We start from the raw sequence: 15835 nt of genomic DNA, 5'->3' as shown, positions 1-15835 counted from the left end.
AAAAGATTAATTAAAAGGATAAAAATGATGCCTAATTCAGTAGATTACTTAAGTGAAAAAACAGGCTTAGAAATAGCTATTATTGGGATGAGTGGCTGTTTTCCCAAATCTCAAAATGTTGAGCAATTTTGGCAAAATATCCGAGACGGAGTAGAGTTGATTCATTATTTCAGCGCTCAAGAGCTAAAAGATTTAGGTGTAGATTCTGCCGACCTGACAAACCCTTATTATGTTAGGGCAGAGGGTGTAGTTGAAGATATAGATTTGTTTGATGCTTCATTCTTTGGTATAAATCCCAGAGAAGCTGAAATTATGGACCCCGGACTCCGTTTGTTTTTGGAACATGCATGGACAGCACTTGAAAATGCTGGTTATAGTTCCGAAGCTTACAATCAGCCGATTGGAGTTTATGTTGGTACTAGTTTTGGCGGTTATTTACGTAATATTTATTCAAATTATGAAATTGTAGAATCTCTTGGTGAACAACAAATAGAGAAAGGAACCTCTGGAGCTTCCGTTACATTTGCTTCTTATAAATTAAACTTGCAGGGGCCAAGTTATGCAGTTCAAACTACCTGTTCAAGTTCATTGGTTGCTTTACATTTAGCCTGCCAAGGTTTGCTTAGTGGCGAGTGTGATGTTGCTTTGGCGGCTGGAGTCTCAATATCAGAAGCAGTCGGTTATATATATCAGCAAGATGGAACTTCATCTCCTGATGGACATTGCCGTGCTTTTGATGTCAATTCTAAAGGATGTCCGAGAGGAAGAGGTTTAGGTGTTGTAGTTTTAAAGCGTTTAGAGGAAGCGATCGCAGATGGAGATTGCATCCATGCGGTCATCAAAGGTTCCGCCATTAATAATGATGGAGCAAACAAAGTTAGCTACACTGCACCCGGCGTTGATGGTCAGGCAAAGGTGATTAGAGCGGCTCAGATTATGGCTGAGGTGGAACCCGAAACAATTACCTACATAGAGGCTCACGGGACTGCAACTGCTCTAGGCGACCCCGTTGAAATTGCGGCTTTAACACAAGCTTTCCGCAGCAAAACTCAGAAAAAGGGTTTTTGTGCGATCGGTTCTTTGAAAACCAATATTGGACATTTGGACGAAGCTGCTGGCGTTGCAAGTCTAATCAAAACCGTTTTAGCCCTCAAACATAAACAGATACCACCTAGCTTAAACTTTGAAGAACCTAACCCCCAGATAGATTTTGCTAACAGTCCTTTTTACGTTAACAACACATTGTCTGAATGGAAAAGCAATGACGCCCCTCGTCGTGCTGGAGTTAGTGCTTTTGGTTTTGGTGGGACAAATGCCCATGTAATTTTAGAAGAAGCGACCATAATTAAACCTTCTAGCCCTTCTCGATCTTGGCAGTTATTATTACTTTCAGCTAAAACAGATACAGCACTGGAAACTGCTACAGAAAATCTGGCTAATTATCTCCAAGAGCATCCAGATTTAAATCTCGCTGATGTTGCTCATACTTTGCAAGTGGGCCGCTGGACTTTGAACCATCGCCGAATGGTAGTTTGCCAAGAGCAAGAAGATGCAATCAAGGCACTGCAAGACCCTCAAATAGCTTTCACCCATTACCAAGAACCTTGTAATCGCTCGATTGTGTTTATGTTTTCTGGACAAGGTTCGCAGTATGTAAATATGGGTCGGGAATTATACGAGAGTGAAACCGTATTTAGAGAGCAAGTTGATTACTGCTGCGAGCTGCTCATACCTCACTTAGAAGTAGACCTACGTACAATTTTCTACCCCTGTGAAGAAAAAACTCAAGAAGCAGCACAAAAGTTGCAGCAAACAGCAATTATTCAACCAGCTTTGTTTGTGCTTGAGTATGCTCTAGCCAAGTTATTGATGGCCTGGGGCGTGCGTCCTGAGACTATGATTGGTCACGGTATAGGAGAGTATGTAGCTGCCACTGTGGCTGGAGTTTTTTCTTTGGAAGATGCCTTGACAATAGTAGCTACTCGCGGAAAACTAATGCAGCAGTTGCCTAGTGGTGCTATGCTCTCGGTTCAGCTTCCAGAACAAGAGGTAGAACAACTACTAGAAAAGGAAATCTCTCTGGCTGCAAGCAATGCACCTTCTTCCTGCGTGGTGTCTGGTTCGACAGAAGCGATAGACCAATTGCAACAGAAGCTACAACAAATAGGTGTAAGCTGTAGACATTTGGATACTTCCCACGCCTTTCATTCTCAAATGATGGAACCCATCATTGAAGCTTTCACTTGGTCGTTACAAAAAATAAAACTCAATCCTCCGAAAATTCCTTTTGTGTCCAATGTTAGCGGAACTTGGATTACCGTAGCAGAAGCGACAGACCCTAACTATTGGGCGAGGCATTTAAGGCAGCCAGTGCGTTTTAGCCAAGGGGTAACAGAGTTACTCAAACAGCCAGAGCAAATACTGTTGGAGATTGGCCCGGGACGGACACTGAGTAGTTTGGCTAAACAACATCAAACAGATGAACTGATAGCGCTAGCCTCTATACGGCATCCTCAAGAGCAACAATCAGATGTAGCATTTTTACTCAACACCTTGGGTAGACTTTGGGCAGTAGGAGTTCACATTGATTGGTCTGGTTTTTATGTAGATGAAAAGCGTCATCGTGTACCCTTACCTACTTATCCTTTTGAGCGCAAGCGTTACTGGCTGGAGGTAAATCGAAATGCACTTCTGGCAATGAAGTCGTCAAAAACCTTAGATAAGAAGCCAGATATTGCTGACTGGTTCTACATTCCTCGTTGGAGAGAATCTACACCGCTTGAGCTTTTCCAAAAACAAAAGCTGGTAGAACAAAAGTTATGTTGGTTAGTTTTTGTCGATACCTATGGAGTGGGATCAGAAATTGCAGAAAGACTCAAACAACAAGGTCAGGATGTGATTACCGTCAAAGTCGCAGATAATTTTGCGAAACTTAGTGACTGTACATATACAATTAATCCCCAACAGAGAGATGATTATGATATCTTGCTTCAAACACTACGAGAGCAGAATTGGACTGTCCAGAGGATTGCCCATTTTTGGGGCGTTACTCCCAACGATACTCTACACTCTCAAGAGCTAGACGAACAAACACAACATCAATTTTTTGAAGATTGTCAGCATCTCGGTTTCTGGAGTCTACTTTTTTTAGCACAGGCTTTAGGAAAACAAGATATTAGCAATTCTCTGAAGCTGATGGTAGTCACCAGTAATTTATATGATGTAACTGGCGAGGAGAAATTATGCCCTTCTAAAGCAACCGTATTAGGGCCATGTAAGGTAATTCCCAAGGAATATTCAAACATATCTTGCCGTAATATTGATATAGTAGTCAATTCTTTAAAAACCCTACCAGGACAAAATGTTTTAGACAATCTGATCGCCGAATTTACAGCAGATCAAACAGATGACATAGTTGCCTACCGTGGTTATCATCGCTGGATTCAATCCTTCGAGCCTGTGCATTTAGAACAGACCATAGCTGCTGATAAAACTAAGTTAAAGGAGGGAGGGGTTTACTTAATTACTGGTGGACTAGGCGGTATTGGTTTAGTATTAGCAGAACATCTAGCAAAGAAAGTGCAGGCTAGATTAGTTCTAGTTGGACGAAAGAGTATTCCCGAAAAAGATCATTGGCAAGAATGGTTGGCAACTCACGATCGACAAGATCGGGTTAGCCGGATAATTTGTAAAGTCCAAGTATTAGAGGCTCTTGGTGCAGAAGTTTTGGTAATCAGCGCGGATGTGACTAATTCCGAACAAATGCAGGCTGTGATTGCTCAGTCAATAGAAAAATTTGGTGTGATTAATGGTGTTATCCACGCAGCAGGTATTGCTGGTGGCGGTGTCATCCAACTTAAAACCCCGGATATAGCAAGCAAGGTACTCGCACCAAAAGTTAGAGGAACGATATTACTAGAGCAAGTTTTTCAGAATATTAATCTAGATTTCTTGGTACTTTGTTCATCCCAAAGTTCTATATTGGGTGAATTTGGACAGGTAGATTATTGCGCGGCTAATGCATTTCTTGATGTATATGCATATAATCAAGTTTCCAAATCTGGACGATTAACAATATCAATCGACTGGGATACTTGGCAAGAAGTAGGGATGGCAACGGAGATTATGTTACCAGATAATCTCAAATATCTAGCGGAAGATATAGTTGCAGAAGAATTAAAAGAAGCAATAATGCCCCAAGAAGGCGCTGATGCTTTTGATCGCATTTTGGGAAGTGCCTTACCTCACGTTGTTGTGTCAACAAAAAATTTCTCAGATGTAATTAAGGAGAATCATTATCTCAATTTTCTGGAAGAAGGATTAAAACTTCTGGAAGATAACTCAGCTTCAGCTAGTATTTCCCAAACAAACCATCCTCGGCCTAATCTAGGTAATGATTATGTTGCACCTAATAATGAAATTGAAGGAACTATTGCTCGAATCTGGCAAGAGATCCTGGGAATTAATCAAATAGGTATTCATGATAGCTTTTTTGATTTGGGAGGACATTCCCTATTAGCTACTCAACTTCTCTCTCGATTGCGTCAAGATTTTCAAGTAAACCTGTCTCTGCATAGCTTTTTTGAAGCACCCACTATCATCGATCAAGCATTAATGGTTGAACAGACCCGAAGTTCGGGAGAAAAGTATAGCATCAACATGATTCCAAGAATTGAGCAAAGTAATGAGCAACAGGTCTTGGCAAAGCTCGATCAACTTTCAGACCAAGAAGTAGAGTTACTGCTTAATAAGGTGTTAGCAGAAAAGGGAACTGAACAATGACCAGTAATCACGAGATAGTTAATGATATTTCAGCAGAAAAAAAACGTGAATTGTTGGCACAACTACTTCAAGAAAAGGTTAGCCAGCTTCAGACTTTTCCAATGTCTTTTGGTCAACAACGACTTTGGTTTATAGACCAATTACAACCTGGTAACTTTGCTAATCACATATCGGCAGCTTTGCGTCTTACAGGTTTCCTGAATCAAGCTGCATTATTGCAAACCCTGGATGAAATAGTGCGACGCCACGAAGTTTTGCGAACTACTTTCGCAACGATGAAAGAAAAACCTGTTCAGGTAATTATCCCTACTTTAAGCTTGAATTTACCTACCATCAATTTGGAGGAATTATCTGAGGTTGAGCAAGAAGCTGAAGTTAAAAAGTTAGTTATACAAGAAATTCAGCAACCCTTTAATTTGAGCCAAGCTCCATTACTGCGAGCTACTTTGTTGCGTCTCAAAGAAATAGAACACATTCTAGTGTTCACAATGCACCACATTATCTCTGACGGATGGTCAATGGGAGTACTGACTCAAGAAGTTGCAGTACTTTACGAAGCCTTCTCGAAAGGGCAGCCTTCTTTGCTTTCAGAACTGCCAATACAGTATGTAGACTTTGCAGCTTGGCAGCGACAACGGCTACAAGGAGAACTACTACAATCGCAAATATCTTATTGGAAAAACCAGTTAGAAGGCGCACCAAAATTATTAGAGTTACCCACTGACTACCCACGACCTGCTGTTAGCAGCTTTCAGGGTGCTAGCTATCCATTTGAGTTATCTGATGATTTATATGTAGCCTTAAATAAACTGAGCCAGCAGCATGGAAGTACCTTATTTATGACCCTGCTGGCAGCCTTTCAAATACTACTATGGCGTTATACGGGTAGTGAAGATATTGTAGTCGGCTCGCCCATTGCTAACCGCGATCGCACAGAGTTAGAAGGATTAATTGGTTTTTTTGCCAATACAATTGCACTGCGAACTAATTTGGCAGGTAATCCTACCTTTGAGGATCTACTAACTTGTGTGCGAACAAAGCTATTAGGAGCTTACGCCCATCAAGATTTACCTTTTGAGCAGCTAGTAGAAGAACTGCAACCACAACGAAACTTGAGCTACACGCCAGTATTTCAAGTAATGTTTGTGCTTCAGAATACACCAATGTCAGTTTTCGAGTTGCCTGGTTTGACTATAAGTCCCTTGACAATTGATAATGGTAGCGCCAAGTTTGATTTGACCCTAGAGATCACAGAAACACCACAAAAACTTTTTGCTAGCCTAGAGTTTAATACAGATTTATTCGAGTCAAGTACTATTAAGCGAATGGCTGGACATTTCCAGACATTACTTAAAGAGATTATTGCCAATCCAAAACTACGACTATCAGAATTATCACTGCTAACAGAAGCAGAGAAACGTCAATTGCTAGTGGAGTGGAATGACACTCAGGTTAATTATCCTCAAGATCAATGCATCCATCAGTTATTCGAGGCTCAAGTAGAACGCACACCTGATGCGATCGCAGTAGTATTTGAAGATGAACAGTTGAGCTACCACGAACTCAACGCCAGAGCGAATCAGCTAGCGCACTATTTGCAAGCTTTAGGAGTAAAACCAGAAGTATTAGTTGGGATTTGTGTAGAGCGATCGCTCTTAATGGTAATCGGGCTGTTAGCCATCTTGAAAGCAGGTGGTGCATATATACCATTAGACCCCAGCTATCCCCAAGAACGCATTGCATTTATACTAGAAGATACTCAAGCCCCAGTGTTGCTAACTCAAGAGTCGCTTCTTGAGGCGATACCGCAACACAAAGCTAAAGTGGTTTGTTTAGATACCGATTGGCAGACAATCGCCCAACAAACCCAGGAAAATTTATTATCTCTTGTAACTAGTCAGAACCTAGCTTATGTCATCTATACCTCTGGTTCAACAGGCAGACCAAAAGGTGTAATGATTCAACACGCAAACACAGTTGCAATGTTGGATTGGGCAAACAAAACCTTTGCGATAGAAGCTATGCAAGGAGTTTTGGCATCAACCTCAATTTGCTTCGATCTTTCGGTATTCGAGGTGTTTGTTCCTCTGTGTTGTGGTGGCAAAGTGATTTTAATTGAGAACGCACTCTTGTTACCAACTTCGTCAGCAGCTTTAGATGTAACCTTAATTAATACTGTCCCAAGTGTAATTTCACAATTATTAAGAACTGATGGAATCCCAGCGTCAGTGCAAATTGTGAATGTTGCAGGTGAACCACTTCATAATAAACTTGTACAACAACTTTATCAGCAAGATAATATACAAAAAGTATTTAACCTATATGGGCCTTCAGAAGATACAACTTATTCAACTTTTGCCTGGATACATAAGGATACTAGCAACACTCCACCTATCGGTCGTCCGATTCACAACACCCAGATTTATTTGTTAGATCAAAATTTACAACCTGTTCCTGTAGGTGTACCAGGAATGTTGTATATTGGTGGTGCAGGTTTAGCCCGTGGTTATCTAAACAAAGCAGAACTGACTGCGGATAAATTTATTCCTAATCCTTACGCCAACTTGCCAGGGGAACGGTTATATAAAACTGGAGATCAGGCACGCTATCTGCCCAATGGAGATATCGAATATATTGGTCGCGTTGACTATCAAGTAAAAGTTCGTGGTTTTCGGATTGAACTGTTAGAAATTGAAGCAGTTATTCTTGAATACCCAGCAGTCCAAGAAGCTGTAGTTGCGGTTCATTTTTCACAGGTAGATTCTCAACAAATAGTTGCCTATATAGTTCCACAAATAGAGCAAACGCTAACGATTTCTGAACTGCGTGGCTTTCTGGAGTCAAAGTTGCCAAGCTATATGATGCCAGCAGCTTTTGTCATATTATCAGCACTACCATTAACACCTAATGGTAAGGTTGACCGTAAGGCACTACCTACACCTGATACAGCTAGACCTGAAGACAAAGAACTAGTAGCGCCGCAGACAACCGTTGAAAAGCAGTTGGCTGCGATCTGGACAGAAGTATTAGGTCTGAAAAATATAAGTATAAACGATAACTTTTTTGGATTAGGTGGGGATTCGATTCTTAGCCTTCAAGTAATATCCAAAGCCAACCAAACAGGGCTGCACCTAACTCCTAAACAGATGTTTCAGTACCAAACTATTGCCCAATTAGCGACAGTAATTGGTACAACTCAGAAAATTCAAGCTGAACAAGGAGTTTTAACTGGAGCGCTAGAGCTAATACCTATTCAGCACTGGTTTTTTGCACAAAAGCAACCAGAACCACAGCACTGGAATCAAGCTGTATTCTTAGAAAGCAAGCAGAATATTGACCCTGTAGTTTTAGAGAAAATTATCAAGTTTCTACAAATACATCATGATGTACTACGTTTACGATTTATAGAAAATGAATTTAGTACTCAAGCACTTATCGTTATTCCTGATGATGTCATACCACTGACATACTTTGATTTCTCAGCACTGCCAAAAGACCGACAATCGCCAGCAATAGAAGCAGCAGCAACTAAACTGCAAGCCAGCTTAAATCTGTCACAAGGGCCGTTATTCCAGGTTGCGCTTTTCAACTTGGGCGACAATCAACCCAACCGCTTGCTGTGGATTATTCACCATTTAGTTGTTGATGGTGTCTCTTGGCGAATTTTAATTGAAGATTTTCAAACAGCTTACCAGCAAATTAGTCAAGGCAAAGTAATTAAGTTGCCATCCAAAACAACTTCTTACAAACAATGGTCTAGCCATCTCCAAAAATATGCACAAGCTTCAGTACTACTTTCAGAGCTAGACTTTTGGCTGACGACACAATATCAATTAGTTTCGTCTATACCAAGAGATTTTCTTGATGGAAATAATATAGAAGAAACCACTTCTATAGTATCAGTATCGCTGTCCGTAGAAGAAACCCAAAGTTTGCTGCAACAAGTGCCAGCAGCCTACCAGACACAAATTAATGATGTCTTGTTAACAGCACTGATACTAACGTTTAACCAGTGGACAGGAGAAAATTCTTTACTAATTGATTTGGAAGGGCATGGGCGAGAAGAAATCTTTGAGGATGTGGACTTATCGAGGACTATCGGTTGGTTCACAACTATTTTCCCAGTACACCTAAAGCTAGAAAATACCAACGAGCAAGGAAAAGTCTTGAAGTCGATCAAAGAGCAGCTACGAGCAATTCCAAATCGAGGTATTGGCTATGGATTACTCCGCTATCTTTGTCAGGATCAGGAAATAGCTGAAAAATTTTCCTCATCAAAAGCTGAAGTTGCTTTCAACTATTTAGGACAGTTCGATCAAGTTTTACCAGAATCATCTTTATTTAGCTTCGCGAAGGAATCGACTGGTTCCACTCGCAGTTTGCAAAGTAAACGAACTCACTTATTAGAAATTAACGGTGGTATTTATCAAGGACATCTGGAAATGAGTTGGTCTTACAGTAATAAGTTGCATCGACAAACCACGATTGAAGTACTTGCTCAAAGGTTTATTGAGGAACTGCGATCGCTGATTGCTCATTGCCTATCTCCCAATGCAGGTGGTTTTACCCCTTCCGATTTCGCAGATTTTCAGCAAAGCCAATGGGATCAAACCGATCTCGATGCCATTACAGCAGCTATGGGGGATATGTAACATGGGTGTGCAAAACAAAAACATTGAAGATTTTTATCCGCTCTCGCCCATGCAGCAGGGCATTCTGTTCCATAGTCTTGCAGCTCCTAAATCTGGCATCTATTTTGAACAATTTAGCTGGACTATCCACGGAAAGCTCAATGTTACAGCCTTTCGTCGGGCATGGCAGCATATTGTAGAACGATATTCCATTCTCCGAACCTGCTTTGTTTGGGAAGGCTTAAAAGAACCAGTACAAATTGTGCATCGACAGGTGGCTTTACCGTGGCAGGAGTATAATTGGCAGGATCTCTCTCCAGAAGAACAACAACAAAAGTTAGAACTTTTCTTACAAAGCGATCGCTCTAGTGGCTTTGAACTTAAGCAACCTCCATTGATGCGCTTAACACTGATTCAGCTTTCAGATATTTCCTATAACTTTACCTGGAGTCATCATCATCTGTTGCTAGATGGCTGGTCTGTTGCCTTAGTTTTTAAAGAAGTCCTTGCTTGTTACAAAGCTTTTAGCAATGGTCAAGAATTATACTTAGAATCAATTCGCCCGTATCGAGATTACATTGCCTGGCTACAGCAACAAAACCTATCGGAAGCTGAAACTTTTTGGCGAAAGATACTTAAAGGTTTTACCACTCCGACACAGCTATCGGTGAATCAACGAGCTAGAAAATTACTGACTCAAACAGATGGCTATGACGAGCGAGAAGTTAAACTTTCTGTAGTCACAACAGCAGCATTGCAGTCTGTAGCAAAGCAACACCAATTAACGCTGAACACCCTTGTACAGGGAGCCTGGGCTTTGCTATTGAGCTGCTACAGTGGTCAAGAAGACGTAGTTTTTGGGGCAGTAACTTCTGGTCGTCCCCCTACTTTACCTCAAACCGAGTCTATGGTAGGGCTGTTTATCAATATGTTACCGATTAGAGTACAAGTATCATCCCAAGAATTTCTTTTGCCTTGGCTTCAGAAAATCAAAGATCAACTAGTTGAAGCACGGCAATACGAGTATTGTCCATTAGTGAAAGTCCAAGAATGGAGCGAAGTTTCCAAAGGTGTATCGCTGTTCGAGAGTATAGTAGTTTTTGATAACTATGCTGTAGATCCTTCCTTACGGCAGAGGGATATAAATTTGGAGATAGAGGAATTTCATAGCTTTGAAAAGACTAACTATCCGATAACCCTAAGCGTGAATCCAGGTGAGGAGTTGTTGCTCAATATTACTTGCGATGACAGCGATCGCTTCGACACTGACACGATCACTCGAATGCTAGGACATTTACAGACTTTGCTAGAAGGTATGTCCACCAATCCACAGCAACGTCTTGGTGAGTTATCGCTCTTAACAGAACATGAGCGACATCAGTTACTTGTGGAATGGAATCAGACTCAGGTTGAATATTCTCAAGATCAATGCATCCATCAGTTATTCGAGGCTCAAGTAGAACGTACACCTGATGCGATCGCAGTAGTATTTGAAGATGAACAGCTAACCTATTGGGAACTAAACACCAAAGCAAATCAACTAGCACATTATTTGCGTTCATTAGGAGTAAAACCAGAAGTATTAGTCGGGATTTGTGTAGAGCGATCAATCGAGATGATCGTTGGGCTATTAGCCATCCTCAAAGCTGGGGGAGCCTACGTACCGATCGATCCAACTTATCCGCAGCCGCGATTGGCACTGCTGCTAAATGATGCTCCACTGACAGTATTACTTACACAACAGTACCTACTGGCACAGATGCCACCGCATACAGCAAAAGTCATCTGCTTCGATGACGATATTAATTGGCAAGCCGGATCGTCAGCAATCAAACAAAACCCTGTAAATCAAACCACCCCTGCAAATCTAGTCTATGTGATTTATACATCAGGCTCTACTGGTACACCCAAAGGTGTCACTATCCAACATCAATCTTTGGTAAACTTTGTCCAAGCAGCGATCGCAGAATACCAACTACAAGCACAAGACCGGATCTTGCAATTTGCCTCCATCAGCTTTGATGCCGCTTGTGAAGAAATTTTTCCTTGTTTGCTACACGGTGCGACTTTGGTATTGCGAACTGATGAAATGTTGGTTTCGATCAAAGCTTTCAATGAAAAATGCCAACAGCATTGCATATCGGTTTTAGATCTACCTACTGCTTTTTGGCATCAAATAACTTCAGAACTGGCAACATCAGCATTAAAGCTACCAGAATCACTGCGCCTAGTTATTATTGGTGGCGAAAAAGCTTCACCAGATAAACTTAACATTTGGCAACAGCAAGTAGAATCAGGCATACGTTTGATTAATACCTACGGGCCGACAGAAACCACAGTAGTTGCTACAGTTTGCGACCTGACAACTCTAGAAGGGGAAGTGCCGATTGGCAGAGCGATCGCTAATATGCAAACCTATGTGTTAAATACTGATTTACAACCAGTCCCCATCGGTGTTTGGGGCGAATTGCACATTGGCGGAATTGGCGTAGCCAGAGGCTATCTGCACCAACCAGAGTTAACATCTGAGAAGTTTATACCAAATCCTTTTAGCGATCGCCCAGGTTCTCGTCTTTACAAAACAGGCGATCGGGTACGCTACCGCAGCGATGGTCAACTTGAATTTAGCGATCGTATTGACAACCAAGTAAAAATTAGGGGCTTCCGTATTGAGCTAGGAGAAATAGAAGCACTCATCAACGAACATCCATCTGTTATGGAAGCAACAGTGATTTCTAGGAAAGATGTGTCAGACTACGAGCAGTTAGTGGCTTATGTAGTTGCTAATACATCTGATGTTGTAAAAGAGCAGACATCAGTAGTTGATTTGAACACTCAACAAGCCTCGCAGTGGCAGGCAGTTTTTGATAGTCTTTACAACGAGTTAGACTCAGAACAACAGTCAGGTTTTTATATCAAGGGCTGGGAAAGTAGCTATACAGGCTTGCATCTCCCCGATCGAGAAGTACGTGAATGGATGGATCAAACAGTTGAGCGGATTTCAGCTTTACAACCAACCCACATCCTAGAAATTGGTTGTGGTGGTAGCGGTCTAATGCTTTTACGCTTTGCTCCTCATTGCACACAATACTGTGCAACTGATATTTCGCAAAATGCTCTAAACATTCTCCAGCAACAATTAAGCAACTTAGGGCAAAATTTGTCAGGAGTGAGCTTTATCCAGAAAGGAGCAGATGACTTCACTGGTATAAGTACAGATACTTTCGATGCTGTCTTTATAGTCTCAGTAGCCCAATATTTTCCAAGTGTTGACTACTTATTAAAGGTGTTGGAAGGTGCTGTAAATGTAGTAGAGCCTGGAGGCTTTATATTTATAGGAGATGTTCGCAATTTTAGCTTACTAGAAGCTTTTCACACCTCTGTTCAACTACATAAAGCACCAGCTTCTCTCTCTGTAGAAAATTTACAGCAACTTGTGCAAAAGCAAATATTTGCAGAGAAACAGTTAGTTATTGATGCGGCCTTTTTTATCGCCTTAAAGCAGCATCTGCCCAAGATTAGTCATGTAGAAATTCATCTGGAACGCGGGCACTTTCATAATGAGTTGACAAAATTCCGCTACGATGTGATTATCCATGTAGGACATGACAATCCTCCAGTAGATATTTCATGGTTAGATTGGCAGCAAGCAAAGCTGACGCTTGCATCTGTCCGCCAATTACTTATAGAGACTGAGCCGGATATTTTAGGAATTGTTAATGTGCCTAATGCTCGTGTCTTGCCAGATATAAAAGCTGTAGAATTACTCAAAAAGCCCAAAGGCTTGACAAATGTTGGTGAGGTACGCCAAGCTCTTCAGGCAATAGCAACAACTGGCGTAGACCCCGAAGAATTATGGGCTGTTAGTGAAGAATTACCTTATATCGTCGATATTAGCTGGTCAGATGATAGTGTCGATGGTCAATACCAAGTAGTATTCAAAAAGCGCACTGTAGCATCACAAATAAAGCCTATAATGGTGGCTCCTCCTTGCAGTGGAAAAACAGCTAGCTCTCAGACTTGGAGTGATTTTACTAATACTCCACTACAGCAGATATCTAATACTCAGGTTGTGTCCCAATTACGGCAGGATTTAAAGGCGAAACTGCCTAACTACATGATGCCGTCAGCGTTCGTGATGCTAGATGCACTACCACTTACACCTAATGGTAAGGTCGATCGCCAAGCATTACCTGCACCTGGTACGACAAGACCTAAATTAGAAGCAGCTTATCAGCCACCCCAAACCGAAATAGAAAAAACTATTGCTAGTATCTGGCAAGAAATACTGAATGTTGGGGACGTGGGAATTCATGACAATTTCTTTGAACTTGGTGGTCATTCATTGCTCTTAATTCAAGTTCATAGCAAGTTGCAAAAAGTATTTCAGCGAGATTTCACCTTGGTTGATATGTTTGAATATCCGACTATAAGTCACTTGGCTAAATATTTTAGTCAGGAATCTAGCGAAGAAACACCTGTTTTACTACCTGTTCATCACCCAGAGAGCAGAACGGCTTCAGTACAGCGGCGAAAACAAGTTAGAAAAGAGTATCGAGAAGCAACAAAGCAAAAAGATGTTTAGTTTAAACAAGGCATTGAAGAAATAAGGGCGATCGCTAGAAGATTGATGCCCTATAAAATCGAACATTTTAGAAAGTGCTAATAACACTTCAAGAAAAGAAGGCAAAACCTTCTTATTTCACAAATGAAGTATAAAAATTTATTGCAACAAACACAATATGACATCGAGCAGCCAAGAAATGCTAAACAAGAATTACCTTTTTGAATCTGAACAGGTATTACATGATGGGATAGAAGAGCAAGTAATGCAAATGTTTGCTTCATTCAATCAGGTAAACTCTATTGAAAAACAAATAGATGAAATAACTGATAATATTTCTCAAGATTTTTTAAGCAATATTGACTCTAATACCAACATTGATTTAGACTCACTACTAGAAAAGTTTTCTGATAGTAAAATTCCAGTTCAGCCCACTAACTTTGAGGGCTATCTCAAGTACATAGGCAATAATCTTGTTGCTCATTCAATACATACATCTTCGCCACGATTTATTGGTCACATGACCTCGGCACTTCCTAGTTTTGTACGCCCTTTGGCTAAACTCATGACGGCAATGAATCAAAACGCCGTCAAAATAGAGACAGCTAAAGCCCTCACCTTCTGTGAACGTGAGGCTTTGGCTATGTTGCATCGACAGATTTATAATTTTTCTGACGGTTTCTACACTCAACATATTCAAAACAACCTCAGTACACTAGGAATCTTAGTTTCTGGTGGAACAGTGGCGAATATCTCAGCAGTTTGGTGCGCGCGAAATGCTTCACTAGGTCCGAAAGATGGATTTCTCGGCGTAGAAAAAGAAGGTTTAGCAGCTGCTCTAGATTTCTATGGCTACAAAGGAGCAGTAATTATTGGCTCTGACTTGATGCACTACTCTTTTGATAAAGCTGCGGATTTGATGGGCATTGGTACTCATAGTTTGATCAGAATCCCTGCTGACTGTAATAATCGAGTTAACTTACAAGCACTGCGCCAAACTGTTATAGACTGTCGTAACCAAAACTTACTAATTATCGCAATTGTAGGGGTTGCTGGCACGACAGATTCAGGTGGAGTTGATTCCCTTAAAGATATTGCGGAGATTGCACAAGAAGCCAATGCTCATTTTCACGTAGATGCTGCTTGGGGTGGCCCACTAATTTTTTCTGAACAATATCGGTATAAGCTTGCTGGTATAGAAAAAGCTGATTCAGTCACTATTGATGGACATAAACAACTGTATTTGCCAATGGGTATTGGTATGGTCTTTTTCCGCAACCCCTATCTAGCTTCTTCAATCGAAAAACAGGCTAGCTATACCATGCGTAAGGGATCGTTTGATTTAGGTAAACGTGCTTTAGAAGGTTCTCGACCGGGCATGGCTTTATTTTTACACGCTGGTCTAAAACTGATTGGGCTTAAGGGATATGAATTTTTGATTGATGAAGGAATCCGCAAAACTCAATATATGGCTGCTCGGATTTCGGCGATGCCTGAATTTGAATTGTTGGCAGAACCTGATACTAATCTATTAATCTATCGCTATATTCCAGAGCAATTTAGAGGGCTGATTGCCAAAACCCAGTTAACAGAAACAGATAATCAAATTATCAATGATTGTAATGAATATTTACAAAAAAAGCAGCGTCATATCGGTCGCACTTTTATCTCACGAACAACGAAAATAATTATCAGTTTGGACAAAGAAATTCCTGTAATTGCCATGCGTGCAGTAATTGCTAATCCATTAACTACTGAAGAAGATATTGAGGCTGTTTTAAATGACCAAATTCAGATTGCTGCTGAAATTTCACTTTCATATTGAACAACTTGCTATTAGAAAGAAAATATTTATCAT

The 15835-nt window shown here is 40.9% G+C and carries 4 protein-coding genes; all 4 read left to right on the top strand.

The window, feature by feature from the left end:
• Positions 1-27 precede the first annotated feature (27 nt).
• The 4 genes from V7K61_RS17610 to panP all read left to right on the top strand — a co-directional run bounded on the left by V7K61_RS17610 (position 28) and on the right by panP (position 15802).
• Entirely contained in the window at positions 28-4782 is a 4755-nt protein-coding gene (locus V7K61_RS17610) for a type I polyketide synthase (protein WP_335055308.1), read from the top strand.
• Complete coding sequence (locus V7K61_RS17605; protein ID WP_335055069.1) at positions 4779-9434, top strand: amino acid adenylation domain-containing protein; 4656 nt, start codon at positions 4779-4781, stop codon at positions 9432-9434. Before V7K61_RS17610 ends, V7K61_RS17605 begins: the two co-directional genes overlap by 4 nt.
• Before the next feature lies 1 nt (position 9435).
• Positions 9436-13998 carry an amino acid adenylation domain-containing protein gene (locus V7K61_RS17600; RefSeq protein ID WP_335055067.1) on the top strand — a complete coding sequence of 1521 codons (4563 nt, stop codon included), beginning with the start codon at positions 9436-9438 and terminating at the stop codon, positions 13996-13998.
• 157 nt (positions 13999-14155) lie between these two features.
• Positions 14156-15802 (top strand): pyridoxal-dependent aspartate 1-decarboxylase PanP, encoded by a 1647-nt coding sequence (gene panP, locus V7K61_RS17595; protein WP_335055065.1) that lies wholly within the window; start codon positions 14156-14158, stop codon positions 15800-15802.
• Positions 15803-15835 lie beyond the last annotated feature (33 nt).

Source organism: Nostoc sp., assembly GCF_036918015.1.
Taxonomy (GTDB): domain Bacteria; phylum Cyanobacteriota; class Cyanobacteriia; order Cyanobacteriales; family Nostocaceae; genus Nostoc.
The sequence above is the reverse complement of the archived record's forward strand: the minus strand, read 5'-3'. Positions and strand labels throughout refer to the sequence as shown.